Annotated in this window: 25 protein-coding genes; 8 read left to right on the top strand and 17 right to left on the bottom strand. The window is 39.9% G+C overall.

All coding sequences use genetic code 11. The features are described from left to right. Positions 1-24: 24 nt before the first annotated feature. Positions 25-1,833 (top strand): M23 family peptidase, encoded by a 1,809-nt coding sequence (locus tag EHQ58_RS11840; protein WP_246047342.1) that lies wholly within the window; start codon positions 25-27, stop codon positions 1,831-1,833. On the opposite strand, the gene greA is transcribed toward EHQ58_RS11840, so the two are convergent. From greA to EHQ58_RS11815, 5 genes are all read right to left on the bottom strand, one after another. Beyond that, positions 1,806-4,571, bottom strand: coding sequence for a transcription elongation factor GreA (gene greA, locus EHQ58_RS11835; protein WP_135624093.1), 2,766 nt, complete (start codon positions 4,569-4,571; stop codon positions 1,806-1,808). The genes EHQ58_RS11840 and greA overlap by 28 nt on opposite strands. Positions 4,572-4,765: 194 nt before the next feature. Next, positions 4,766-5,743, bottom strand: a complete 978-nt coding sequence (flaA1, locus tag EHQ58_RS11830) for a flagellar filament outer layer protein FlaA1 (RefSeq protein ID WP_135624092.1) — start codon at positions 5,741-5,743, stop codon at positions 4,766-4,768. 21 nt (positions 5,744-5,764) lie between these two features. Next, on the bottom strand, positions 5,765-6,475 hold the full coding sequence (flaA2, locus tag EHQ58_RS11825; protein ID WP_135624091.1) for a flagellar filament outer layer protein FlaA2: 711 nt from the start codon (positions 6,473-6,475) through the stop codon (positions 5,765-5,767). A gap of 22 nt (positions 6,476-6,497) precedes the next feature. Continuing rightward, positions 6,498-6,725: a DNA-binding protein gene (locus EHQ58_RS11820; RefSeq protein WP_425460483.1), complete on the bottom strand. Its 228-nt coding sequence runs from the start codon at positions 6,723-6,725 to the stop codon at positions 6,498-6,500. A gap of 154 nt (positions 6,726-6,879) precedes the next feature. Further along, positions 6,880-7,350 (bottom strand): cyclic nucleotide-binding domain-containing protein, encoded by a 471-nt coding sequence (locus EHQ58_RS11815; RefSeq protein ID WP_135624090.1) that lies wholly within the window; start codon positions 7,348-7,350, stop codon positions 6,880-6,882. 245 nt (positions 7,351-7,595) lie between these two features. On the opposite strand from EHQ58_RS11815, the gene EHQ58_RS11810 reads away from it, so the two are divergent. Further along, complete coding sequence (locus tag EHQ58_RS11810) at positions 7,596-8,216, top strand: response regulator transcription factor (RefSeq protein WP_135624089.1); 621 nt, start codon at positions 7,596-7,598, stop codon at positions 8,214-8,216. Here EHQ58_RS11810 and EHQ58_RS11805 read toward each other — a convergent pair. Then, positions 8,208-10,604 (bottom strand): ATP-binding protein, encoded by a 2,397-nt coding sequence (locus EHQ58_RS11805; RefSeq protein WP_135624088.1) that lies wholly within the window; start codon positions 10,602-10,604, stop codon positions 8,208-8,210. The genes EHQ58_RS11810 and EHQ58_RS11805 overlap by 9 nt on opposite strands. Positions 10,605-10,763: 159 nt before the next feature. Between EHQ58_RS11805 and EHQ58_RS11800 the strand changes: the two genes are divergently transcribed. The 3 genes from EHQ58_RS11800 (at position 10,764) to groL (ending at position 14,452) form a co-directional block, all read left to right on the top strand. Further along, positions 10,764-12,359 (top strand): helicase HerA-like domain-containing protein, encoded by a 1,596-nt coding sequence (locus EHQ58_RS11800; RefSeq protein ID WP_135624087.1) that lies wholly within the window; start codon positions 10,764-10,766, stop codon positions 12,357-12,359. 129 nt (positions 12,360-12,488) lie between these two features. After that, positions 12,489-12,779, top strand: a complete 291-nt coding sequence (gene groES / locus EHQ58_RS11795) for a co-chaperone GroES (RefSeq protein WP_135624086.1) — start codon at positions 12,489-12,491, stop codon at positions 12,777-12,779. Positions 12,780-12,799: 20 nt separating this feature from the next. Continuing rightward, complete coding sequence (groL, locus tag EHQ58_RS11790; RefSeq protein WP_135624085.1) at positions 12,800-14,452, top strand: chaperonin GroEL; 1,653 nt, start codon at positions 12,800-12,802, stop codon at positions 14,450-14,452. Positions 14,453-14,623: 171 nt separating this feature from the next. Here the strand turns inward: groL and EHQ58_RS11785 are convergent, their stop codons facing one another. From EHQ58_RS11785 to EHQ58_RS11760, 6 genes are read right to left on the bottom strand one after another with little or no spacing between them, the layout of a single operon-like run. Next, positions 14,624-16,561, bottom strand: a complete 1,938-nt coding sequence (locus tag EHQ58_RS11785; RefSeq protein WP_135624084.1) for a PP2C family protein-serine/threonine phosphatase — start codon at positions 16,559-16,561, stop codon at positions 14,624-14,626. Then, the gene (locus tag EHQ58_RS11780) at positions 16,558-16,917 is read right to left on the bottom strand and encodes a peptide chain release factor family protein (RefSeq protein ID WP_135624083.1); all 360 of its coding nucleotides are present in this window, start codon (positions 16,915-16,917) and stop codon (positions 16,558-16,560) included. The genes EHQ58_RS11785 and EHQ58_RS11780 overlap by 4 nt, the downstream gene beginning before the upstream one ends. After that, the gene (locus EHQ58_RS11775) at positions 16,917-17,612 is read right to left on the bottom strand and encodes a hypothetical protein (protein WP_135624082.1); all 696 of its coding nucleotides are present in this window, start codon (positions 17,610-17,612) and stop codon (positions 16,917-16,919) included. Before EHQ58_RS11775 ends, EHQ58_RS11780 begins: the two co-directional genes overlap by 1 nt. A 48-nt stretch (positions 17,613-17,660) precedes the next feature. Continuing rightward, positions 17,661-18,713, bottom strand: coding sequence for an Mrp/NBP35 family ATP-binding protein (locus EHQ58_RS11770; protein ID WP_135624081.1), 1,053 nt, complete (start codon positions 18,711-18,713; stop codon positions 17,661-17,663). 17 nt (positions 18,714-18,730) lie between these two features. Continuing rightward, a complete protein-coding gene (locus EHQ58_RS11765) occupies positions 18,731-19,606 on the bottom strand; it encodes a metallophosphoesterase family protein (protein WP_135624080.1) in 876 nt (291 codons plus the stop codon). Then, a complete protein-coding gene (locus EHQ58_RS11760; protein WP_135624079.1) occupies positions 19,603-19,851 on the bottom strand; it encodes a lipoyl domain-containing protein in 249 nt (82 codons plus the stop codon). Before EHQ58_RS11760 ends, EHQ58_RS11765 begins: the two co-directional genes overlap by 4 nt. An 81-nt stretch (positions 19,852-19,932) precedes the next feature. On the opposite strand from EHQ58_RS11760, the gene EHQ58_RS11755 reads away from it, so the two are divergent. Together EHQ58_RS11755 and EHQ58_RS11750 are read left to right on the top strand one after the other, a co-directional pair. Further along, positions 19,933-20,769: a hypothetical protein gene (locus EHQ58_RS11755; protein ID WP_135624078.1), complete on the top strand. Its 837-nt coding sequence runs from the start codon at positions 19,933-19,935 to the stop codon at positions 20,767-20,769. Positions 20,770-20,939: 170 nt separating this feature from the next. Then, positions 20,940-22,628, top strand: coding sequence for a bifunctional chorismate-binding protein/class IV aminotransferase (locus tag EHQ58_RS11750; protein ID WP_135624077.1), 1,689 nt, complete (start codon positions 20,940-20,942; stop codon positions 22,626-22,628). Here the strand turns inward: EHQ58_RS11750 and hslU are convergent. From hslU to xerD, 5 genes are read right to left on the bottom strand one after another with little or no spacing between them, the layout of a single operon-like run. Beyond that, positions 22,623-24,053 carry an ATP-dependent protease ATPase subunit HslU gene (gene hslU / locus EHQ58_RS11745; protein WP_135624076.1) on the bottom strand — a complete coding sequence of 477 codons (1,431 nt, stop codon included), beginning with the start codon at positions 24,051-24,053 and terminating at the stop codon, positions 22,623-22,625. The two genes, EHQ58_RS11750 and hslU, sit on opposite strands and share 6 nt — an antisense overlap. Then, the gene (gene hslV / locus EHQ58_RS11740) at positions 24,053-24,586 is read right to left on the bottom strand and encodes an ATP-dependent protease subunit HslV (RefSeq protein ID WP_135624075.1); all 534 of its coding nucleotides are present in this window, start codon (positions 24,584-24,586) and stop codon (positions 24,053-24,055) included. Before hslV ends, hslU begins: the two co-directional genes overlap by 1 nt. 57 nt (positions 24,587-24,643) lie before the next feature. Beyond that, a complete protein-coding gene (locus EHQ58_RS11735; protein ID WP_135624074.1) occupies positions 24,644-24,865 on the bottom strand; it encodes a DUF167 domain-containing protein in 222 nt (73 codons plus the stop codon). Positions 24,866-24,879: 14 nt separating this feature from the next. Next, complete coding sequence (locus EHQ58_RS11730) at positions 24,880-25,314, bottom strand: ATP-binding protein (protein WP_135624073.1); 435 nt, start codon at positions 25,312-25,314, stop codon at positions 24,880-24,882. Beyond that, the gene (gene xerD / locus EHQ58_RS11725) at positions 25,314-26,210 is read right to left on the bottom strand and encodes a site-specific tyrosine recombinase XerD (RefSeq protein WP_135624297.1); all 897 of its coding nucleotides are present in this window, start codon (positions 26,208-26,210) and stop codon (positions 25,314-25,316) included. The genes EHQ58_RS11730 and xerD overlap by 1 nt, the downstream gene beginning before the upstream one ends. A gap of 123 nt (positions 26,211-26,333) precedes the next feature. On the opposite strand from xerD, the gene EHQ58_RS11720 reads away from it, so the two are divergent. Continuing rightward, on the top strand, positions 26,334-26,843 hold the full coding sequence (locus EHQ58_RS11720; RefSeq protein WP_135624072.1) for a tetratricopeptide repeat protein: 510 nt from the start codon (positions 26,334-26,336) through the stop codon (positions 26,841-26,843). Positions 26,844-26,904: the final 61 nt, after the last annotated feature.

The raw sequence follows: 26,904 nt of genomic DNA, 5'->3' as shown, positions 1-26,904 counted from the left end.
CACGCGGCGATAACACCGATGAATATGAAAAACGTTTTATCCTTCCAGGTGATCCTATTCCTTTTTCTCTCTTTCCAGGAGAGTTTTGCCGAAGGAAAAATACCAGGTATTCCCAAAGAAGAAGTGGGGTTTCCCCTTCCCTATTATTCGCCTGTGACTGGAACTTTTGCTGAGATTCGAAATCATAACTTGCATCTCGGTTCTGATTTTAAATCCTATGGGCTGAATGGTCACAGCATTCTTGCGACCTTTGATGGGTACGTTGAAGAAATCAATTATTCGAAGATAGGATATGGACTTTCTCTGAATTTTCATAATCCCACACATAAAATTAAATCTAAATATGCGCACTTACATACATTTGGTGGAGAACTTTATGATTTAGAACTTCTTAGGCAGGCTCTTTTTTTAATGGGTGAGAAAGAAGGATTTTCTTTAAAACTTCCAAGCAATATGTTTCCAGCTAAAAAAGGAGTCGCTCTCGGAAAGACAGGAGAGTCTGGTTCTGGAATTTCTCATTTGCATCTTGAATTTCGGACGGACAAAGGAATCGTCAATCCGCTCTATTTCCCTGATTTACATCAAAAAGATGTCACTCCACCTACCATATTATCTATGTTAATCGAGTCAGATTCTCTTACCAAGCCACTTCTTTTTAAAGCGAAGGAAATTGCAAAGGGAGAGTATACACTCCTGGACGAAAATGAGGATGTCGTAAATTCGATATCGCTATCTGGAAAAGTAAAAATTCGCATCAGCGGGTATGATATCATTCGTTCCAGAAATAAAAACAATGTTTATGGCATGGATCTCTTCTTAAATGAGAAGGAGATATTTAGGCGAAATTTTGATTTCCTATCTTTTGAAGAGGGGTCAAAAAAACATCAGTTTTACGATGTAAATCGTTCCTCTCTGTCTCCTCCCGTTTATTTTTATCATCTTTATGAGCAGCCAAAAAACTGGAAAGAAGAAGGTTATTCTTTTGACTTAACTGAATTCCCTGTAATGGCGAAGGCATGGATCGAAGCAGGGCTCGTCGATGCGACAGGCAACAGGTCCAAAACAAAACTCCTCATCATCAATGAGGCATCAAAACTATCGGATAAACTGCAAAAACCTGCAGGTGGGAAAAAGGTATTCTCTACTGACAAAGTCGTAAGCTTCGATGTTTCTCAAAATGAATCTACTGGTATGGGTTCTGTCTCAATCGTGACATTTCCAACTTCCGAAGAAATCCCTCTTAACATTCCCAAAGGCCTTGTTCTTAGAAGTAAAATCTATCATATCAGTGCCCAAAACTTCACTTGGAAAGGAGAAGGACACGGAGAATTTCTGCCTAGTCCTGGCGCGACCGCCAAAGATGCGCTATATTTTTGGGATGAATCCATTCGAAAATTTTCATCCATACGACAAAAAAGAAAAGGCGCAGGTTTTCAATTTTTTTTGGGAAAACTTGGTTATGTCATGGTTCTCGAAGACCACGCTCCACCTTACATTGCACCCATGACTTCCTTAGCACGACACATTGAATTGCCGGAAGTGCGAAGTAGCTGTTTTGAAGATCGATTTTATGTATTGGGAGACAGTGGCACAGGATTTAAAACAAACGTAGAACTACTTTTGGATGGCCAACCGTATCCTTACGAATACGATCCAGACAGAACAGCGATACGTGTCACTCTTCCAAAAAGCCTATACAAAGAAAAGCCCTACCTTCTTTTAGAAGCTAGGGCCTTTGATTTTGCGGGGAACGAATCAGAACCGTTTCTGGATCTAATTGCTACCAGCGGATGGAAAAAAGATTCTTACGCTTCTTGTCCACTCATCGAATAACGAGAGATTTCCAATACTTCATACGTAGTTTCTGTTGAACCAAATATAAGTACTGCATCACTACCTACCGTTTTACCGAGAAGGGATTTTGCAAGAGGTGAATTGTAAGAGATGATATTTCTTTCCGTATCAGCATCCCAAGCACCTAAAATAGAGTAAGTCACAAGTTCGTTCGTCTGTTTGTTCTTCAACTTCACAGTAGATCCAATCGCAACCTTATCTGTCTTCACTTCGCTTAGATCAAGGATTCGAGCACTTTTAAGTTCGGCTTCCAGGCGTTTGATCGCAGCTTGCAATTGAACTTGTTTTTCCATGGCGGCTTTGTATTCAGCGTTCTCACGAAGGTCACCTTTTTCTTGTGCTTCTCCAATATCTCGAGAGTTTTCAACCATCTCAACATTGACAAGGTTCTCAAAATCAAGTTTTTTCGCGTTAAACGCTTGTCGCGTAACAAGCACTACATCGGCAGGAAGGTTTGCTAAAGGATCATCATCAGCTTCTTCTTCACCTTCATACTCATCCCAGACAATGTTTGGTTTCACTTCATTGATAAGCGAAAGGAGCTGATCTTTTTCTAGATCTGTAACATAAGGTACTTCTCTAAACAGTGCATATAACTTTCTAACGTATTCGTCATCTTCCCGAGCCAAGGTTTCACGAAGCAGAGTATTGTCTTTGCCGAAGAGAATGTCCATCGCTTGGTTTTTTAATTTCGTTCCCTTATCTTCAATCTTTGCAAGAGGTTTTAGGATTCGAAAAACCCGGAGAACTAAATTGTCTTCAGAGATATTCATCCAATCGAATTTCCAAGTATGGGAAAGGATAGATTTGGCAACCCAGAGAAACACCTCAGGATGATCCTTTGACTTATTCGAAACTGTTTCAATAAAAAGATTTAACTCTGCATACTTCTCATCATTGACTAAGTTTTGGAAAACAGAACGGTTCACTTTGACTGGAACTTCAAATAGCAAGCCAACAAGAATATCAATGGCTTGTGGGTGATACTTACGAATCAAATCCTTAAAGCCTTTTTTGATGTCGGTGTTTTCTAGCCCTTTCGAGATTTTGAGTGCTTCTTCTTTGCTGAGAGACTGAATGATGGATTGAAGTTCAGATTCGCGAATTTGGTGCGTAAACTCTTCGTTAGGCCAAGCTTTGCTTGCCTCTGAAAGATATAAGTAAGCAGACAATCTACGAACTGGGTCTTTTGCATTTTCTTCATCCACGTAATGTGAAATGAAAAATTCACCAGCTTCCACTGCCTCATCTGCATCGCGCACAGCTTCCATGGCGATTTCTAATTTTTTATTTAGATCCGCATTTGCTTGGAATTTCTGCGTGAGAGTCTCTGAGTGAGTGATTGCCTTTTCGTGGTAAACAACCTCATCCTTTTTCTTAGGATTCATGCCAATATTGGCTTCTTTTTTAAGAACAGACTTTACTTTTGCCCACCATTTGGACCATTCGTCTGCTTTCAAAAATACACCGATGAGCTCATTTTTCATATCAGCAACCATCATACGGTTGTCATACGACTTTAGTAGTTCTTTCAAAAATTCCGGAAGATTTTCTGAGAAAAGAGATTTTACTTCTTCTTTACTTTCGTAATGATGCACCCAAATATGATCTTTTTTGAGCGGTTTGAGGGAAGTGATCGCCATTTGAATCGAGAGTTTGTGTTCTTTCTTTTCTTCAAAATCGACGAAAATGGAATCCCCAGTTTGAGATATGGAAGTAATTTTACCCACACCCCAATTTCTGTGCATTACATAGTTCCCAGTATCAAATACAATATTTCTTTCAAAGTTAGTAATACAAACTTTTACCGGCTTACGGTTGTTACCCAACTCACTCATTTTGAGGAAGTCTTCGAGTAACGAGTGATTTACATATTTTTGTTTGTAAGAACGAATCAGTTCGTTTCTTGCTTTTTGAGAAGCTGGCTCATGCTCGAGTATTTTTTTTAGAAAATAAATGACACGATCCCATTCTTCCATGGCCTTAAAAGGATCCACGAGCGGATAAAGAAGTCCGACAAGGCGAGTCTTTTCTCTATGACCAAGTAAGATTCTTTCTATCTTATCAAAGAACGCGATATCTTCATAATTATTTTGAACAAGGATCGTCCAAATCTCTTCCATTTGCTGGTAATCTTTGTTTTTAGCAAAAATCTCAGCTGCTTGTTTGAGATAAGAAATGGCTTTTGGCTTGTCCTCTTCCATAATCGAAAGGGCATATTTTTTTGCGATTTCTGGATTCTTTTTGTCCTTAACTGCCAACTTTTCCAAAACAACTTTTAATTCTTTGTTTTTCTTTAGCTTATCAAGTGCTTCCGCCTTTACGCGTAGAGCAAGAATCAAATCACCAAATTTTAAAATGGAGTCTGTGATGTATTCAATTATGGTCCACTTTCCATGAGCCTTAAAAGAATCAAGAATGCTCTTCACGAGATTGGCATCGCCCATAGGATCTTCCATAAAGGAAAGAATCATGAGCATGTATTTCGCAGAAATAGACTCGGGGTGTTCTTTGAAGTGGTCTTCTATCTTTTGTTTTGCAGCTGGTAGTGTCCCTTCTGCCTTATAAGCTTCTATGATATCATCATAAATCTTAAATTTAGAGGCAGGAACAGAACTCGCGTCTGCGCGTACGTATATTTCTTCGTTAAAAAGCGATGTGAGCTTATCAGAATCTGCTGTTTTGTTCGATTTGTCTTCGGTAATAGTCTCGGGCATGAGAAGAATCTCCCTCTTCGAATTTCCAATAAAGGGTGGTCAATGTTCCAAACGTTGTTACGGTAAATTTAGCGATGAATCCGCAAAAAGAACAGTCCTAAAGATAGAATTTGAGAACCGTGTGATCTTGTAAAGTACAAAAAAACCCAGCCACACGGGGCTGGGTTCTGGGGAAAAAAGAAAAATGAGTGAGTTTATTTTCCTTGTGTACTACCGCCACAGTCGCGCACTTTCGCACCTGTAGAGATGGCTCCCGATTTCTGTAACATTTGTTCCAATTTGATCTTGTTTTTGCAATCTTCTTCATCAAAATCCAAGTTAGCACCATCGAAGTGAACTTCAAATGTATCCGCCAAAACTCGCAATTCATCAAAAAAGAGATACACCTGCTCGCCACCTGTATGGGGATTGGAACGGATTTTAAATTGTTTGAAAATCAAATTTCGCGTAGCTGGAAACGCAACCGCTTCTTGTGGGATCCCCGTAGGGATATCAATCTGCATAGGTCTCCAACCAACGAAGTCGAGCGAACCAAATTGGAATATGTGGCTATTGCCGTTATAATCTTCCAACCAGCCCTCTAGATTGTATTCATTTCCACGACCCAAAACCCAAACGGAGATCGCTTTTACGTTACCAGGAGTCTCGATTCCGTAGATCTTATCAAATTTTTTCGTGTTGTTGTCGTCGATGTAAGGTCTTGCTCTCGTGATCTCATACTCAGGAGTTCTGGGAGGTCGAACGGTGACCACATTATACCCTGGATATGTGAATTGGAACTTAACACCAAGAACCTTGGCATTACCTGGATCTACGTTTTTGACATCCGTAGGTTTTCCTGGAACGAGTTTCACCTCACGCATCACAAGCGGTGACTTGATTGGGTCGTTGAGTACAGGTGAGTATTTGTTTGTATCATCATACTTCATGTCTCCCGTGCCATCTTTGTTGACTCCATCTTTGTCAGTGGACACTTCCCAACCGTAGGGTGCAGCCGCAACCGGTGCATCCCAGGATTCAATGGTGATGGCTTTCAATTCCATGGAAGTGATGTCGTTCCCGTTGGAAGTCGCGACACCATTTGTGACTCTATATTGTGCTTGAGCAAAGCCTGTGAGGGCTATTGCTGTGATTGTTGCAAGCGCAAGGGTTGTTAGTTTTCTATTTTCCATTATGAATACCTTATGCCCCTCTTACCAATTGTCCTTGATTTCTGAACCAGGGTATTTCGATTCCGAGCGATCTGCACGAACTTGCAAATCATCCACATAGAAATAGAAATCTCCAGCTACCTCATGGTTATCAGAGGTCACGAACAACGATACAAAATGTAAATTCTTATCAAGTAATGCGAAACGCGTACTCTGTGGAATATAACCTGGAATCGTAGCAGTCAGTTTTCTCCATCCGAAAAAATCTAATTTTCCAAGGCGCACGTTATGAGTCGTATCCTTGTAATCACGAAATTTCGCAAAAAGAGTATGACGGTATTTACGACCGAGTACCCAAACGGAGATTTGTCTTACTTTGCCCTTGATGACAAATTCGTGCGGAGGATAAAGTTCAACGCGATCGAATCCCTTAGCGGCAAAAAAAGTTTTTACCCCAAGAATATGATTCTTTTCGATCTTGTCGCCACCGTTATCTGGCACTGTTTTTTCATCAAAAACATCTTTCATAAGCCCTCTTTGTACGAGCTTAAGTGTTTTCGTTTCGCCCAGAGGAGTGGTTGATTTGACTCTCCAATCCTCAGCTTCTTCAAAATCATCTAAAATGATTTTTCTTAGAGGGCTATCCTCGTCGTTAGCTGCCGCTTGTTGTCCGCCGGGTTCCGCCTGCGCATACAACATTCCTATTGAAAGGAAGAGGCCTAACATCAGCTTGGTCATTCCTATTTTCCCCATGAAACTCACTCCTAAAAGGCTCCTAAACCGGGTCTTTGGTAATATCATTATCGGATATTTGGCTTTTGAATTTATACAAGATTTCGATCATTCGATCGATACCTTCCGCAGGTAGAAAAATCGAAGACTTTTTGCTATTCGACCATTCCGACACCTTTAGATAAAAGCCAGCCTGGTTTTGCTTTAAATCCACCAAGAAGGTCTTATTCTGAGTCACGATCTTCTCGGTTAGGATTTCGGGGTCCACCATGCATTCCTTCTCCCTGCCTACAAAGATTATCGGTATCCTACATCCATTCCTTAGCTGTATTAGAAAGAATCAGGGGAATGGAAAAGGTTTTTTCACGAATCCAGGAGAAAAATTAACTGAATTGGACTAAAGTTGGTCGTTTTGCTGACGGCACTTAAGCAAATCGTCTTCGTAGCTCCCGCGCGTAAGTAAGATCGTTCGTGAGTTTTCGCAATCGTTTGATATAATAGTGAGTGACTTCTTTGTAAAACTTAGTCTCCATCTCGCGATTTTTTGCAAACATCTCTTGCAAGTCATGGTATCTGAGCTCATACAATTCAGAATTTTCTAATGCTTCTACTTTGGCGGAACGTTTTTCTGCATCAAAGAAAGGCAATTCACCAAAATGGTCTCCTGCAGCGAGAGAAACAAGGTTTACATCGTCTCCATGACTGGTGGCCGTCGAGATTTGAAGCGTTCCATATTTCACAATGAACATGGATTGTGCCTCTTCTCCTATATCATAGAGAACATTTCTTGGCGGTAAATGGATATCGTGTATCTTCTCGGCGATATGCAACATTTCGTCTTGGTTTAAGGTATGGAAGAGATAGATTTTTTTCAGGCTCTCTACTTTGGGATTCATCAAAACTCCTAGATTTCCATATGAAATTGTTATTTTTTCTCATTTTGGCAAGAGAAAAACAATCCGAAAGCCTTAGGGAAATCGCATAAAAGTATGTACGAATACCTAGTACTTTTCACATTTTACTCGTCTAATTCAGATGACGAGTGAGTTAAAGATACTAAAGTTAGCAAATGTCCTCACAAAGTGAACTTGGAAACGCGAAAAAAGAAAGCAATTAGGTAAAAATTCGAAGGAACCGGAAAATGGAACAAAAAAAGAAAGTCATCCTCGTAGAAGACCATGCGGTCACGCGAGTTGGGGTAAAACACGTAGTCAACGCATCGACAGATTTTGAAGTTGTCGGTGAAGCAGAACATTCGAATCAAATCAGCCAGCTCCTAACGGAAAAGATGCCTGACTTTATGTTACTCGATCTGCGTATCCCCGGTGATAACGTTTTGAACTTAGTAAAAGAATGGAAAAAAGAGCACCCAAATTTAAAGGTCGTAACGCTTACGATGTTAGATGACCAAGCGATTGTTCACTCTGCGATTGAAGCTGGGGTTGATGGATACCTTTTAAAATCTGATGATCTATCAAGCCTTACAAAAAATTTGAGTGAGATCGCTTCTGGAAAAACAGTATATTCAAAAAATCTAAAGCTTACTTTTAGTCGCAAACCGCAGGACGGGAAGGTTGCCAATAAAAAAGAAAAACAAATCTTAACACTTCTCGGTCAAGGTAAAACCTATCAAGAAATCGGCACCGACATTGGACTTTCCAAAAGAACTGTAGAATACCATGTAGGAAGACTGAAAGATCGTTTCAATTCCAAAACCGTGGCAGAACTCATCGGTCGCGCCAAAGAACAGATGTTAATTTAGGTTTAGACATTTTTTAATTTCGAAGATAACTTTCTCATCCGGATAGGTTTTCCTAAGAAATCCGTCTCCTCCGGATTCGAGAACTTCTCTTTCCAATTTTTTACCTGTATTCGGATCCGTCTGAGAACTCGAAAGCATGATGGATTTTATATCGATCATGTCTGGATCTGAATACAATTCTCGAAGAAACGTAAGTCCATCTTTTTCAGGCATGGAAAAATCAACGAGCACTAGGTCAGGTTTCAATTTAACAATGGATTGCAGAGCATGATCGGGATATTCCTCTTCCCAAATGACACATGGAAAATCTTTCAGAATTTTACGTAATTGTTTCCTATAGCCTGGGTTGTCATCGAGGATCATGACTACCTTTTCATAATTGGGCAGAAGAAATTCAAAAGTGGCACCTTTCCCTTCTGTCGCAGTTGCGGTTAGGGAACCGCCATGCCTTTCGGATACTTCTTTGCAAAAGGCTAGACCAACCCCTGCTCCCATTTCATCCTCTGTTCCTTTTCGTAAATAAAGGTATCCTTCTTCAAAAATGTTCTCTTTCCATTTGTCAGGAAATCCAATGCCAGAGTCTTTTACCTTCAGAGACCATCGATTTTCAATTTCTGTCAGGCTAATTTGGATCGAACCCTTCTTGTGCGTAAACTTGATCGAGTTTGTGATGAGATTCCAAAGTAGGTGCTGGATCAAATGAGGATCGCCAATCCCAACTGACGACTCAACGATATCAATCTCTAGCAGTATATTTTTTGCATCTAGCAATGGTTTTGCTTTTTCTTTGACTGCTTCTACCAATTGGAAAAAGTCAAACAACTGATAATCGGGGAAAATCGTAGCATTCTGGAATCGTGAATACTGAATGAGTTCCTCGACCATAGACAATAAATTTTTTAGACCCCCAGAGGCCTCACTCAACACTTGTTTTGCTTTTTCGGGAGTCATGCTCGGAGGAGTTTCTGTAAGCAGATTCACAACGGAAGATATTCCAAATAAAGGGGAGCGAATGTCATGCGAAACAATAGAGATAAATTTATCTTTTAATTCGCTAGCCTTTTCAGCTTTTTCTTTCTCTTTGCGAAGTTCTATCGTCTTCCAATCGACTTCGTTTCTTAAATTTAAGGTTAGGTATTCTGCTGTCTCCCAGGCATACGAATTTCGATTTGCAATGACTGTCGCAAGACATATTGAATAAGCAGCGAATCCAAAATTGGTCATCATAGGTAAATCCAATCGTTTGAGGAATACAATGGAATCGAAAATGGTCGTAAATAAGATGGCCGCAGTCCCAAGCAAAAATACAAATCCAGAATAACGAGCTTCCTTAACTTCTAGAGTCCGCGTGACAGCATAAAAAGAATACGAGAGTATTAATATCATATATACTTGAGTCACTTGTAACAGTTTTGTATAAATTTCGTATGGCGTAAACAGAGTGACTATGAAAAAAATGAGAATAGGAATTAACATGAAATTCCTGATTTTACTTTTTATGAAGGGCTGGAAATAATAGTAGAAAAATTGGATAGAAAAAAATTGGACAAATATAAACGATAAATATTCAAAACGAATTTGTAACATCTCCATAAAATCGCTAGGTTCAAACCAATCACGAGTCACTCTTTCAAAAAGCAATATTCGAGTCAGCCAGGCTAAACAAATAAGTGAATAAAATAAAGTAAAACTGTCTTTTCTTCTATGTAAAAACAAAACGAGATGATACAAAAACAAAACAGAAAATACCCCGATGAATAGAAACTCTTTTCTTACTTTGTTTTCTAAATAAGATAACATATTATTATTTCCACCGATTAACGGGCTGTAATACGCCCCTCCTCGGGAGTACAAATAATTTGAAACTTGGAGGTAAAGGACAGTGTCCTTTGTTACCCGAAAAGACCGAGCTGTCTCTGTATAATACCCGATGGACTCCTCTTTGTTCGTGGACAACTTACCACTAGATCCAAGCTCATCTAAGCCTTTGTCGGGTCTCCAAAGAAAAATTTTATAAGCAGAAGAAGCCTCTTTGAGATACAGCATCACCGTACCAGGCTCATCAACTAGGAACTTCAAACGATAGGTCACATAACCGTGAGCGGGCAAGTTTTGATTGACCCAATAACCAGGAATTAGAAGTGGTGTTGGTGTCTCTTTTTCCAAGGCGAGAAATTCGACTTCCGTCTTAGGTAGTTTTCCTGGATACGCATCCCAGACACCAGAGAGAGGGAATGGCATAAGTCGATTGAAATCGATCCCTCTCAAATCTAATACACCGGTCTCAGAAATTCTTACCTCTCTTTCTTGAGGAGGATATTGTCTACATGTGGAAACAAGTATAAGAGCCACACCTAACAAAATGTATATTTTTTTAAATTTTATCATAAGGGAATCAAAAATGAAATCATTCCAGAAAAACTAGCCATTCTATTTCATAGAAATCAAAGAAGATTGCAACCTTTAAATTTACTAGTTTTTTGTTGATCTTTGCTTGCCAGATCGATGCGGAAACTAAGTAGATGATGATAGAAAAGGAATGATTATATGTCCAAAAAACAGACACCCGAATTTATAAAAGAAATCAGTGAAGGTTACGCACCAAAAGGCAAATCGATATTTTTAGGGGGTGGTATGCTCTCTGATCAGGTGGAAAAGGAAGCTAAGGTAACCATTCCGCTTTCGACTCTCAATAGACATGGACTGATCGCTGGAGCGACAGGGACAGGAAAGACAAAAACATTACAACTGCTAACCGAAGGTTTATCAAGGGCTGGTATTCCTGTTCTGCTCATGGACATCAAAGGAGATCTTTCGGGTATCGCCAAAGAAGGGGAAGAAAAGGATGTTATCAAAAAAAGGAGTAAGGATCTGGACTATGAATGGAAGAAAGAAGGATTTCCCGTTGAATTCCTGAGTATGTCTGAAGATAAGGGCGCCAGGTTGAAAGCAGCTGTATCCGAATTTGGACCGGTACTCTTTTCACGAATCTTAGGATTAAATGATACCCAATCAGGAGTGATTTCTCTTGTTTTCAAATACTGTGATGACCTCGGCATACCGCTTCTTGACATCAAAGATATCAAAAAAGCCCTTCAATACCTAACAAATGAAGGCAAAGAAGAGATTGAAAAGGAATACGGAGCCATCTCTTCTGCTTCTACATCGACCATTATACGCAAAATCATTGAGCTCGAGGGACAAGGCGCTGAAACTTTTTTCGGCGAACCATCTTTTGATGTGGAGGATCTTTTATTAAAAGATAAGAATGGTTACGGCAAAATCAACATCATTCGTTTAACAGATATTCAATCTAAGCCTCTTTTATTTTCCACTTTCATGCTTTCCTTGCTTACTGAAATTTATGGAAATTTTCCTGAAGAGGGAGACATAGAAGCACCTAAACTCGCAATTTTTATCGATGAAGCACATCTAGTATTTAGCGAAGCCTCGAAAACTTTAATAGGTCAAATCGAATCCATGGTCCGACTCATCCGATCAAAAGGAGTCGGCATATTCTTTTGCACCCAGTCCCCTACGGACATTCCACCCGCTATCCTTGCCCAACTTGGTTTAAAAATCCAACACGCCTTACGTGCCTTTACGGCAAACGATAGGAAAAGTATCAAACAGGCAGCAGAAAATTACCCGATCACAGATTTTTATGATGTGGATGAAGAGATCACCAAACTTGGTATTGGTGAAGCATTCGTGACTGCCCTTAGCGAGAAAGGCGTGCCTACCCCACTTGTCCGCACGATGCTTGTCCCTCCGAGTTCCCGCATGGACATACTAACAGATAGCGAAATCAAAGAAATTCTTTCCGATTCCAAACTTGTGAGTAAATATGCAAAGGACCTAGATCGGGACTCCGCATATGAAATTTTACAGAAAAAAATCGATGGGATCGCCGAGGCAGAAGAGGAAACTGAAATCGAAGAAAATGGCTCCTCTGCTAAAAAAGAAAAACGAAAAAAACTAAAGGAAGATCCAACTTTCGTGGAAACCTTATCCAAAAACCCGCTGGCGCGAGAGGTGGGGAGGACGGTGGCAAAAGAAGTCACCAGGGGACTCCTTGGGATGCTCGGAATCTCCTCAACCAAAAAAACACGGCGAAAAAAAACAGGCATTTTTGGATTTTAGCACTCTCTTCCTTCAAGTGCTTGACTAAATACAGGCCTCCTTTTATCTTGGCAACAGAGATTAGCACTCTTTTAAAAGGTGTGCTAATCCAAATATACAAGTAATCAAAAGATTAAAGGAGACTAACCTATGTCATCGATCAAACCGTTGGGAGATAGAGTGGTAGTTGAGCCTAAGAACGAGGCTGAAGAAAAAATCGGATCCATCATAGTGCCTGATACTGCAAAAGAAAAACCACAAGAAGGTAAAGTAACTGCAGTCGGCCAAGGAAAATACGAAGACGGAAAACTCATTCCTCTCGAAGTAAAAGTGGGCGATATCGTACTCTACGGAAAATATTCCGGAACAGAAATCAAACAAGGTGGCAAAGACTACCTGATCATCCGTGAAAGCGACATTCTTGCTGTCGTTTCTAAATAACAAAAGGAAGGAAATCAATCATGGCTAAAAATATAGAATTTGATGAATCGGCTCGAAGAAAACTCCTAGCTGGTGTTAACAAACTTGCAAACGCAGTAAAGGTAACACTTGGACCAAAAGGTCGTAACGTAGTAATTGATAAAAAATTTGGCGCACCTACGATCACTAAAGACGGTGTAACCGTTGCTAAAGAAATCGATTTAGAAGACCCAATCGAAAACATGGGCGCGCAGATGGTGAAGGAAGTTTCTACAAAAACTAACGACATCGCTGGTGATGGAACGACTACTGCGACGATCTTAGCTCAAGCTATCGTGAATGAAGGTTTAAAAAACGTAACTGCCGGGGCAAACCCAATGGCTCTCAAACATGGTATCGACAAAGCAGTGATTGCCGCTGTAGAAGAAATCAAAAAAAGAGCTATTAAAATCAATAGCAAAGCAGAATACGCAAACGTAGCTACTATATCTGCGAACAACGACCCGGAAATTGGTGCACTCATTGCACAAGCTTTCGATAAAGTTGGAAAAGAAGGTGTGATTACTGTTGATGAAGCAAAATCAATTGAAACAACACTTGATATCGTAGAAGGTATGCAGTTTGACCGCGGATACATTTCGCCTTACATGGTGACTGATCCAGAAGCAATGACAGCAACTTTCTCTGATCCTTTTATCCTCATTTATGATAAAAAGATATCTTCTATGAAAGACCTTCTTCCTGTGCTCGAGAAAATTGCGCAAGCAGGAAGACCACTTGTCATCATCGCCGAAGAAGTAGAAGGCGAAGCTCTTGCAACGATCGTCGTGAACACGCTTCGCAAAACGATTCAGTGCGTGGCAGTAAAGGCTCCAGGCTTTGGCGATCGACGTAAGTCTATGCTCGAAGACATTGCAGTACTCACAGGCGGACAAGTAATTTCTGAAGACCTCGGAATGAAACTTGAAAACGCTGACGTGAAGATGCTTGGTCGTGCAAAAAAGATCGTAGTTGATAAAGAAAATACAACGATCATCGAAGGCGCTGGTGCTTCTAAAGACATCCAAGGCCGAGTGAACCAAATCAAAAAACAAATTGAAGACACAACTTCTGACTACGACAGAGAAAAACTACAAGAACGCCTTGCTAAGTTAGCTGGTGGTGTTGCTGTGATCCATGTTGGCGCTGCTACTGAAGTGGAAATGAAAGAGAAAAAGGCTCGTGTAGAAGATGCTCTTTCCGCAACTCGTGCTGCTGTTGAGGAAGGAATCGTTGCTGGTGGTGGACTCACACTCCTTCGTGCGCAAGATGCGGTGAAAGCTCTTAAACTTGTGGGCGATGAGCAAACAGGTGCGAACATCATCTTACGTGCATTAGAAGAGCCGATCAGAATGATCACTTCCAATGCAGGTCTTGAAGGATCTGTCATCGTTGAACAAGCAAGAGCGAAATCTGGCAACGAAGGATTTAACGCACTCACTATGGTATGGGAAGACCTAATCAAAGCTGGTGTCGTTGACCCTGCAAAAGTTGTTCGTTCTGCACTACAAAATGCGGCTTCCATTGGAGCAATGCTTCTCACTACTGAAGTTACCATTACCGACAAACCAGAGCCGAAAGACGCTGGTGGTGGAATGGGCGGCGGCGGTATGGGAGGAATGGGTGGTATGGGCGGAATGGGCGGCATGATGTAAATCATCCCCAATTCAAAACATACACATGTTTGGAGAAAAGACCTGAGGTTAACGCCTTGGGTCTTTTTTTTAATCTCGAAGTTTAAAAATGAACTATCAACAATTAGTTTAGAATCTGTTTCGCTTGGTGGAAATGAATTGCCAAAACCAAAGGCAGATGCTCCTGTCCCCCTACACCACTTCGATATAAATTAAGGTAATGTCGTCATGAGGGAGTCCAATAAGACCTGTTTGTTTTCGAAATGATGTTAAAATCTGTTCGACTCCTGTTTGCGGATTTGTTCCCGCAATAAAGCGAAAGGATTCCATCAGCGCATCCGTTCCAAAATCTGTTTGTCGGTTTCCCATTTCTTCAGGCAATCCATCTGTATATAGCAGGAATTGATCGCCTTTTTCGAAACGAATGTCTTCTTCCATATACGTAAGTCCTTCTAGTATCCCGAGTGGTTTCCCCTTTGGTTTGTTTTCTATGACTAGATTTCTACTTTTTGACCAATGAAAAAACGATGGGTGACCAGCGCTTGAAACGATTAACTTCATTTTCTCCATATCAAAATAAAAATAAGAAGCCGTCGTGAAACGTCCATAGGATCGTTTCACTAAATCTTCATTCATGGAAGACATGAGAAAGGAAGGATTTCTCCAATGTAAATTATTTTGAAAGAAGGAAAATTTGGAAAGTGAGGCAATGATGGAAGCACCTAAACCATGTCCAACGACATCTGCAATTATAATTCCATACTTATGATCGCCTAATGCCTGAAAGTCGTAAAAATCCCCACCCACTTCCTCAGAAGGTTGGTAATAGACGCCAATTTTTAATTCTTCCCAACTTGGTGGACTCGGAGGCAAAATCGCATTTTGTATTCGTGAGGCCGTTGCAATTTCTTTTTGAAGGGCTGCGTATTTAACTTCTGAATTTCTAAAAATTTCTTCGCTATACAAAGACAGTGCCAATACAAAAAGGAAAAATCCCCAATGCGATATTCTCGAAAAGGAATGAATATATCCCAATGCCGATAACGTATCATGAACATTAAAAAATAGCAAAAACAAACAACCACATACTAAGATCCAAGCACGGGGTTTACCTGAAATAAACTCAGACCACGCAATAATTACTTGAATGATTAATGCAGGCAACGCAATCCAAACAAAAGTAACGAATGCATACATAAATGTAATCACTTGTAAAAATGCTAAGGATAGTATGACAAGAGAGAATAGAAGATGAAATTGCCAGAGCATCCGAATGATGTTGATTCGACCTACTCCAAATAATTTATCAAAAAAATAGAGTGCAGCAATAGGAATCGCAAACGCAGTGAGGATGAAGATATAAAAACCAATTTCATAAGAATCATACCACAAATACCCCCAGAACCCTGCCTGTGACATAAAATGTAGACCAGAGAGGATAAGAAAGAAGGTAAAAGCAACGATCGCCTTCTTCTTTCTTCTAAGATATAAGTAACTAGAAAATATACCTAGAACTAAGAAAAAGAATCCAAGACCTGCGAAACTTTGGTTTCGATTTACAAGTGCTTTAAAATTTTCTGTTTGATTTGCAACAAGTGGAGGCTCTAAAAAACCAACAGGCAAGTTTTTATAGCTATGGAATAAAATGAATATCGTCCTTCCATCATAACTCTTGTCAAGTGGAAGGATTGGGAAATATCTTGAGTTGAATTTTAAATTGAATTTAATTTCTCCAGATTCACTAATGCTCTCTTCATTTCTAAATTGTTCTAATATTTTATCCCCATCTATAAATACCCCAAGAATCTGTCCGCCACCACGAAAAAAGATAGAAGGATTTTCAAGATCTGAAAGACCCGAAATTTTTCTTTTAACGAGAAGTAGGCGACCTTGACTAGGTTCCAAAGAAATATAAGGGATATTATATGTTGAATATGATTCCGAAGTTTCTGTTGGAGAAGGAACAAAATGATTACCCTGCTCTCTCGTGATCCAGCGCATTTCCCAGCCATCTCTCCAATCAGTCGCCTGAAACGGAAGAAGGATATTATGACAACCGTGGAACAGAAAACTAATGATAACTATCCAGACAAAACGAGAGATAAAGTGAATGATCCTATTAGATTTCATATTTTTCTTTTTGATTTCCTCGTTTTATTCTTTTTCTGTTTGATGATTTTTAGACGGATTGCCTCTTTTTTGCTTCCTTCCACACCAAACTTAAATTCTGCGATTAAGTCACATAAAAGTGTACGGGCCTTATATCGATTGAGTCCTTGTGTTCTGTATATGGAACATTTTACCGAAAGAGCGGTAGGTATATGAAGTAAGAAAACGGCGGTTGAAACTTTATTTACGTTCTGTCCACCTTTCCCTGAGGAGCGGATAAAGGTCTCCTCTAGGTGACTTTCCAAGACTTCCAGTTCTGCCATACGGCGCTGCAATGCCGCATTTTTCTCTACAGAAACTGGAAAGGATAAAGACATTACGCTTGCGGGGACATGGACTCAATTGCTAGGATGCGTCGTCTTAAATCAGAGGCATCTTCGTATTTCTCAATTTGAATGGCGTTAAATTTTTGGATGTAAAGGCTGATCAACTCATCGCCTAACTTGCCAGGATACCCTAATGCTTTTTTAAAATTTTCGATATCCAATTGTGGATGGTTGCTATGGAAATAATCCACGATGCGATCCATCTTTAAGCGAGTTGCCTCTTTGGCAATACCCGAAGAATTTCTAAATTCGAGCGAGAGATTTGCCAATGCTTCCAACGGTTCGTTCAATCCATCCAAAATTTCTACAGATTGAGTGGATTGTTTTTTTTCTTTCGCCTTACAAAACTCAACATACCGCATAACCATGGAATTAAACTGTTCCATTCTTTCTTGGATGTATTGGTTTCCCTGTTCTTTGTTTTCTGGCATCTGAAAATCAGGAAGCTGAACAACATCGTACAAATGGATACTGTCTGAAAGAATCTTTAACAGTTCCTCTTTTGAGGAAAGTGCCACAGGAGGAAACGTGACCACCGGGTAATTATCACCGATTTTTAGAAAGCTTACGACAACATTCGACGCAATGATTTTTCCACCAGGTGCAATGGGGTTTTCACCAAAGACATGGCAGTAGGCAACTAGGTTGCCAGTAGGATTGGGTTTCGAGCCACGTTCAAAGTTCATAGTGCTATAGATTAGACTAAAGAATCCCTGAGAAGAAACAAGTGATTTTTAGTCAGCATAAACTGCCAATTGTGACTCGAGATTGCCAATGATTTTGCCATAAGCTTCGACAAGCGAGGTGTTGCTTTCGTCAAAGACCGCAGGTCTGCCCGAATCTCCCGATTTCATAATATTTTCAGTAAGGGGAACTGACCCCAGTTCTGGCACACCAAGCGAGGTTGCAAGCTTCTCACCTCCACCCTTGGAAAAAACATCCGTCACATGTCCACACTTCGGGCAGGCAAAACCTGACATATTTTCCACAATGCCTAGGATAGGAACTTTTACCTGCTTAAACATACCTGCGGCTCTCCCGGCATCGAGTACCGCTACTTCTTGGGGAGTGGTGACAATGACTGCACCATCTAAATCTACTAATTGTGCGAGAGACAATTGGACATCACCGGTTCCCGGAGGAAGGTCAATGAGCAAATAGTCCAGTTCACCCCAAACCACATCGTATAAGAATTGTTCGATGGCTTTTCCAAGCATGGGTCCGCGCCAAACGACAGGTTGATCCTCGTTAACAAGGAAGGAAAAAGAAATGAGTTTGATCCCATGTTTTTCTATAGGATAAATTTTATCTTCCTCGGATTTTAATGCCACTCGGCCATTGATCCCAAACATTTTTCCGAGTGACGGACCATAAATGTCTGCATCCAGAATGCCCACCTTTTTGCCAGCCTTCAGAAGAGTTGCCGCAATATTTGCAGTAACAGTAGACTTACCTACCCCACCTTTCCCAGAACCAATGGCCACGACCTTCTTAACTCCAAAGATACGATTGCCATCTTCCATTTTCATCGTCTGATCGACTTCAAATTTTATTTTTAGTTTTCCTACCGACTCAAGTTTGGAAATGAGCTGTCTTGCCTGGGCTTCGATCCCGATTTGTAATCGTCTGTCATTGTTTGGTGTTTTTATCGTTATCTCGATTCCCTCTTCATTAGGCTCGACTTTCGAAACCATTCCGAGTGTGACAATGTCCTTTTTTAATTCAGGATGTTTAACCTGCATGAGTTGTCTTTGAATGCTGGATAGATCAGGTTTTTGATTTGACATTTTAATCCCTATTTTTGTTAAATTTCGCCGCGATCTTCTTCAAACAGAAGAAGATCTGTTTCCGTAAAAGTTTCCGAGAGAAGATGATAAGATATCCGCTTAATATCCATATTTTTAGAATCACGAACATTCACAATATGAAATCCACAGGCATGAGATGAATCTGAGAATCTAGTGCTCGAAGCAGAATTGAGAATGTAATAAGGTGCTAGCTTTCCAGGGGCTTTTACCCAATTGGAATGGGAGTGGCCATGAAAATAGATAAGCGGAGGTTTCTCTAATAATAGCTCGGCTATTTCCCTCCGATTTACCATCTTATGACCATTAGACTCTAAATAATTTCCAGGGTTCCAAATGGGATGGTGGCAAACCAAAAAATAATCATTTCCAATGATTTTAAATGTTTCCTTCGGAATATTTGGATCTAGATATCCATTTGCCTTTGCAATGGGAAGCGGTCGATTCGAATCCCAGCCAATAAAAGCAGTTCCCTGGATCATTTTTTTACGGATATAATATTCGGAGGAAACGGAAGTCCCCATAAATTCTGAAAAATATTTTTCAAACTTTAATTCTGGATGGAGTGACTCCCTTTTGTATCTGTCATGATTACCTGGTATAATAAAAGTCCGAGCATCAAGAATCGGATCCAGCCAATTGCGGGCAGCCGCAAATTCGCGCTCCTCGGAAACATTTGTCAAATCGCCCGAAATCACGAGAGCATCATATTCGGTATTTTTAATGTAGGATATTAAATTTTGAATCAAAGTTAGGTCATGCTTTTTTCGTCTACGTAAATAATAATTAGCGTATCCGATGATGGATTTCCCCTTTAATGATAAAAAAGGTATCATCGTTGGAAAATGCAAATCTGAGATATGAACTATTTTCATTCTGAAATTTCTAATACACCTAGTATCTGACCTTTGGTTACGACACTTCCTGCCGGTATCCGGATCTCTTTCAAAATTCCTTTATGCGGAGATTCTACTGGAAATGCGGCTTTGTCGGTTACCAGCTCGATGACTTCATCGCCAATTTCTATGGAATCGCCAATGGTAACGCTCCATCGGATCAGTTCGATTTTTTCGGTATCTCCCAAGTCGGGTGTTCGCAATAAAAATTCTTTCTGACTCATTTGACCTCAAAGAGACAAGGAAAACTGGTTTACAAAACCCTCTTTCCTTAGTTTTTTAACATAAAAGTTCTGAATCATCACATGGGAAACGACAAAATCAAATACAAAGGTCAGGAAATTTTACGAAATCTTGATTCCATCTTACAAAAGGACTCCTTTCACTTTGAGCTGAAAGGTCTCACCAAGTCCACACGTGATATCATCAACGAAGTAGTCCAAGGAATTCTAGAAAGAATTGGTGCCAATCCGCTCACATCCTTCCATTTATTCAGCGGAGTGATGGAGGCGTTGCTCAATGCAGTAAAGGCAAACGCACGTTTTGTGATTTTCAAAGATGAACTCTTAACCAAGCTCAGATCTGGCGGCCAGACTCCAGAAGAAGAAGCTGAAGAGCTACTCGACACCATTTTAGAAACAGAACCGCTTCGTGATGCGATGCAAAGATATATCGTTCCGGACAAAATCAAAAAAACCGTTCAAAAGATCCTTACTCTCTCTGATAAGAAAAAATCGAAAAAAGTTACACTCTCCACCGAAGATATCTCCTTTTTGGAACTTGTCCGAGAGAAAACTAAAATCTATAATCTGAAAATTTCGGTTAAGATCGAAATCCGCGAAAAAGAACTCTACATTCGAATTCGTAATGATTCTCCTATCATGGGTATGGACTTAGCTCGGATCCGGAAGAGTCGAACGCGCCACGCGGAACTAGCACGCGAAGGAAAATCGGGAGATTTTTTCCGACCCGATTTTTTAGACGAAAAAGAAAGTGCTGGATTCGGGATCGCCATGATCGATGAAGGATTTTATAATTTAGGTCTTGATCCTTTGGAATGTTTTGACATACAAACCTCTAAACATGCCACTTCCGTTTATTTGAATTATCCGATAGATGCCTTGAAGAAAATGGAGTTCTAGCCGCGAATCAGATTTACTCGTGGACTGATTTTTTCACTCTCTATAAAGAGAGAGGTGGTTTTCTTTTCGAAGACTCTCGCACGGCACCCGCCTATAGCACTAGCGAATGGTACTACGGAGATTTTGAAACCATTCGGATTCGAGCGACTCAAACACCCGAGGCCGATCGTTTGGCCATAGAAGCAACCTTCAAAAAAGTAGAAGAAGAAATATTATCAGGTAAATATGTATTCGGAGTTGCTCGCTACGAAATGGGATTTGTTTTACAAACCTATTTTGATAGCATCTCAAAAGATCTACCCAAGGAGACCATTCTCTGCGAAATTTTTGTATTCTCACATAAAGAAAACGTATCATATACGAATCCAACCTTACTAGAATTAGATGAATCAAAAGTTACTCGTTGCAGCCCTAACGAGACTAAATCAGAATACACCGAATCGTTGAGATTGGTGAAAGAATATTTGGAAGAAGGGGAAAGTTACGAATTAAATTATACCTTTGATGCAAATGTAGAAGCAAAGGGAGATCCTTTTTTACTGTATCAAAAATTGAAGAGAAAACAGAGAACAAAATGTTCGACTTTTTCTTACGTTGAAGATGAATTTATTTTATCATTCTCACCAGAAAAATTTTGGGAAATTGATGGAAACCAAATCAAAACCTATCCCATGAAAGGCACTGCAAAAAGAAAGCCAATCTATGCGGATGATTTGGAAAATGGAATGGTGTTAACAGCCTCCGAAAAAGAAAGGGCTGAAAATGTAATGATCACGGATCTTTTCCGAAACGATTTAGGAAAAATATGTGAAATCGGATCAGTTGTTGTTCCTTCCCTTTTTCTGACTGAGCCCTTTGAATCTGTCTGGCAAATGACTTCAGAAATTGAAGGATCTTTATTAAAGAATAACGACCTCTTCAATCTTTTTGTCACTTTATTTCCTTCTGGTTCTGTAACAGGTGCACCTAAGATTCGCTCCATGGAGCTTTTGCATACGCTAGAAAAAAGAAACAGAGGTATCTACACAGGATCTATTTTCACCTTGCATAGAGACGGACCTCGTTTGGTATCACAGGCAAATGTAGCCATACGAACTTTAGTGCTGCAAAAAAGGAACGCCCACTGGAAAGGAACTTATTCTGTTGGGAGTGGAGTGACTGTATTATCGAATTCTGAAAGAGAGTATGAGGAATGTCTTTCCAAGTTAACGTTTCTCACTTCGATCGATATTCCTGATTTTGAATTGTTAGAGACCATTCGCTTTTTTAACGGTCGTTACCGCTTTTTAAAATACCATCTCCTTCGCATGAGAGACTCGAGCCAGAGACTAGGATTTCCCTTTTCAGAGGAGAAAGCAATGGAGGCATTAAAATCTATCTCTCATGTCGCAAGCGGACTTTTACGGATCCGACTTTTATTAAATCGAAAGGGCGATTTTCGAGCGGAATCTTATGATTTTACACGGACCAATAAAAAAAGAACTGTAAAACTCTCTTTTGGGCACGTAACGCTTCCCTCGGAAGATTTATTTTTATACCATAAGACAACCATTCGAGACTTTTACACATCGGAACTGGAACTCGCCTCAAAAGAAGGGAGCGAGGATGTGATCCTCATCGATGAACTTGGTAATGTTAGCGAGACTTGCCTACGAAATATTTTTTATCGCATTGGTGGGAAATGGTTCACACCATCTCTGCAAAAAGGTGGGCTTCCGGGAACACTTCGCCAAAAATTAATTGATAAAAAATGGGTCGCGATCCAAGACTTGAAGAAAAATGAATTAAGAAATGCCGAACAAATATTAACCGGAAATTCCTTAAGAGGTCTTGAACGCGTGAGCTTAGATCCCCTATAAAATAAACCTACTCAAATCTTTATCTTCAATGATCCCTTTGAGTTTACCTTGAACAAACTCTTTTCCAATCGTAATATTTTTCTCACCCGGCAAAAGATCTGGAGCATTAAAACTCGTATCTTCCAATAATTTTTCCATGATTGTATTGAGCCTTCTGGCTCCGATGTTCTCATTCTTTTCATTCATTTCAAAAGCCATGCTCGCAATCTCTTCAATCCCATCTTTTAAAAAATTTAAGATGACACCTTCCGTTTCAAGAAGTGCTTCGTATTGTTTGGTGAGAGATGATCTTGGTGTTGAAAGTATTTTTACGAAATCCTCTCTTGAGAGTGTTTCTAATTCCACTCGGATCGGAAAACGACCTTGCAATTCAGGAATTAAGTCAGAAGGCTTCGACATATGAAAAGCCCCGGCCGCTATGAAGAGGATATGATCTGTTTTTAATGGCCCAATTTTAGTAGAAACTGTGGAGCCTTCCACGATCGGAAGTAAGTCCCTTTGTACTCCTTCGCGAGAAACATCAGCACCTTGCCGACTTTCTTTACCTGCTATCTTATCAATTTCATCCAAAAAGATAATGCCCATATTTTCAGCTCGTCGCACCGCCTCTGATTGGATTTTATCATTGTCTACTAGCTTTTCTGCTTCACTATCTACGACAATTTTTCTAGCCTCACTTACCTTTACTTTTCGCTTGCCCTGCTTTTTTGGCATGAGATCACCCAAAAGATTTTGAATTTGGTTGTCCATATCCTCCATATTGCCTGCTCCAAAAACTTGCAACATGGGCATGGATGAAGGTGCGGAAGGCTTTGGTAGGTCGATTTCAATTTCTTGTTCATCCAACTTACCTTCGCGTAACATTTGACGGAAACGCTCTCTGGATTGTTTATAGCTGTTATTTCGTTCTTTTTCTTCCGGATTTAAGTCTTCTTCTTTTTTTGTGAAAATCGGAGGAAGGATTAAATCTAAAATGGCTTCCTCTGCTTTTGCATTCGCGGTACCCTTGACCTTTTCACGAAATTCAGCTTTCACAAGATTTAAGGATATGGTCGCCAAGTCTCTTACCATCGATTCAACATCCCGACCGACGTATCCCACTTCCGTGTATTTTGTCGCCTCCACTTTCAGAAACGGTGCACCACATAACTTTGATAAACGTCGAGCAATTTCTGTTTTGCCCACACCCGTTGGTCCAATCATGATAATATTTTTTGGATAAACTTCTTCTCGAATCTCCTCGGGAAGTTTTCTCCTTCTAGTTCGATTTCGTAACGCGACTGCCACGGCTTTTTTGGCATTTTGCTGGCCCACTATGTATTCATCAAGACGACTCACAATCTCTCTAGGAGTTAAATCCTCAGTAAGTGGATTTATGTTTTCGCCTACTGCTTCTGCTAAAACTTCCTTAAAATTTTCGCTCATTATAATTCCTCTATCACTAGATTATGATTTGTATAAATACAAATATCCGCTGTAATTTTCATCGCTCTGGTAACAATTTCATTCGGAGTGAGTTCCGTATTTTCGAGAAGTGCACGCGCAGCACTTAAGGCATAGTTTCCGCCCGAACCAATCGCAAGCACTCCGTCGTCTGGAGAGATCACATCGCCTGTTCCTGAAATTAAGAAACAATCGGCGACATCACAAACGATCAGTAGAGCCTCAAGTCGGCGCAACATTCGATCCATACGCCATTCTCTCGCAAGTTCGACTGCGGCTCTTGATACAGATCCGCTGTGTTCATTTAATTTTTTTTCAAATAATTCAAAGAGTGTGAATGCATCTGCTGCTGATCCCGCAAATCCTGCAATCACCTTACCTCCATAAAGTCTTCGGACTTTTCTCGCCGTGTGTTTCATCACTGTTTGGCCCATAGATACCTGACCATCTCCGCCGATTGCAGTTTTGCCATCTTTTCTAACACAAAGGATCGTTGTTGCGTGAATTGCTTCCATACGGATAAAATTACAGAGTGGGAAGGAATGTCGAGGAAAATGAGAAAAGGAATCTATTTAGAAGTGAATTTGGATTTTTTTATTTTTTCCTGATTCGCCCTTTAATAATTCGACTTTTGATTTTGCAATTCTCAATTCTTCTGCAATTCTTTCAATTAACTCTTCATTCGCCTTACCATCGACAGGTGGTGACTTCAATCGAACGATCCAATCTGTCTCAGATAATTTTTCAATACCGGGATTTTTGGAGTTCGGTTTAGCGATTATTTTTAAAATCATTAAGAGTGCTTACGCTACTTTCGTTTGATCATCACCATCTGGTTTCCGATTTCAAAAGATTGGTCCAGAAAGTAATAATCGGTCAATTTCTTGATCATAAAAATACCGATTCCATTTTCTCTATAATCACTTAAATCAAAACTTTTCAAATCCTTGGGTTGCGTTTTGACTCCATAGTCTCTGACTCTGATTTCCACCCGGTCTTTTTCGAAGTAAAAATCCATAAATATTGGTTTATCATTTTTTCCTTCATAGGCATGTTTGATGACATTGGTAATTGCTTCGCCTAGAATCATTTTTAAGTCCACTGCATCATATAGAGTAAAGCCATGTTCTAAGGCTAAACTGAAAAAATAGTTTCTGGTAATGGAAATATAACGAGGGTGAGATGGAATCTGAAGACGGACTATTTTTGCATAGTCCGTTTTTTTAGGATTGCCTGACGACATTATCCTCTAGGATGAAATTTCTTATGAACTTCTTTTAGAGTTTTATTTGCCATATGCGTATAAATCTGAGTCGTAGAAATATCGATATGACCCAAAAGTTCCTGAACCGATTTTAAATCTGCATGATTTTCTAACAGGTGGGTCGCAAATGAATGTCTGAGAGTATGCGGCGTCACTTTTTTCTTAATTTTAGTGCGTTTGATATAGTGATTGAGTAATCTCCAAACCGACTTACGGTTGATATAGGATCCCTTCTTAGAAACGAAAACAAATTCACAAACTCGTTTTTTCAGAATTTCGGTTCGGCTTTCGAGCATATATTTTTTTAGGATATCGAGAGATTTTTCACCAAAAGGAACTAGCCTTTGGCGTCCGCCCTTCCCTTCCACCGTGATGGTCATGTTATCCATATCTACATCGCCAATTTTTAGATTGCATGCTTCTGAGATTCTAAGACCAGATGAGTATAATAATTCAAAAATGCATTTATCACGAAGTTCATACAAATTATCTTCTTTGATATTATTAAAAAGTTCATCGATCTCTTCTTGCGTTAGATAATCAGGAATTGTCCTTGCGACTTCCGGCGTTTCTATCTTCTCCGTTGGATTCGAATCGAGTCGTTTTTCGTCTCTCAGGAATTTGTAAAATTGTCGAATCGCGACCACTTCACGTGCCAGCGTCTTGGCGGAAATTTTTCGTTCTCTTTCACCTTCGAGGAATCGCATGATGTCATTTGTCTTAACTTCTAAAAAGTTAATGTGTTCCTTCTCTAGGAAAGTCGCAAACTTGTTGAGATCATAACCATAGGAGTAGATAGAATTATCGCTTAGTCCTTTCTCTACGGAAAGGTATTCTTGGAAGGTTTGAAGTAGTTGATTTTGAGAACTTGTCAATTTGGAACCCATGGTGACTCTCTTATGTTACTAAAAGAGTCGGACAAAAAGTCTAAAGAGACTTATTATTTTTTTGCCACCTTGCCTCACTTTGTTAAAAAAGGATAAAGAGACCTATTTTAAATGAAATTTTTCCTTTTAGCGTTTAGCCTTCTGTTAGCTGTCCAATGTGGCGGACAAGAGATCAAACTCTTCCATGAAGGAAAAGCTTGGGAAGAAAAGGGCGAAAAAACTAAGGCTTTGTATTATTATGAACTCTCACTCCGTGAGAATCCTGACTATGAGCCCGTTTTGAAGCGAATGGGTCTGCTTTTGGCAGAATCTAGACAATCGCAAGCTACTTCCCTTTTCTATCTAGAGAAGTATTTTGCAGCCCACAAAGAAGACATTGAAGTCAAAAGGGAGCTCTTTCGACTCTATTTGACGACCGGATATGAGAAGGAAGCCCTGCAGATCTTAGAAGAAATCAGATTCCAAGGTTCGAAAGACATACTGGAGTTTTTTGAATCTTCCTACCTTTGTTTGACACGAAACACGAAACAGAAAGACTATCTGAAAACCTTGGAAGCAAGCCCACTCGCCTCTGATCCGTATTATGCACCTTGGATTCGCTCGTGTGAGGCAAAAAATTGAAAAAAATAACATCGCATTTTAATATATTACGTCTAATTTTAGAATCATTCTAACGGAGAAA

Source organism: Leptospira ognonensis (assembly GCF_004770745.1).
GTDB lineage: Bacteria > Spirochaetota > Leptospiria > Leptospirales > Leptospiraceae > Leptospira_A > Leptospira_A ognonensis.
The sequence above is the reverse complement of the archived record's forward strand: the minus strand, read 5'-3'. Positions and strand labels throughout refer to the sequence as shown.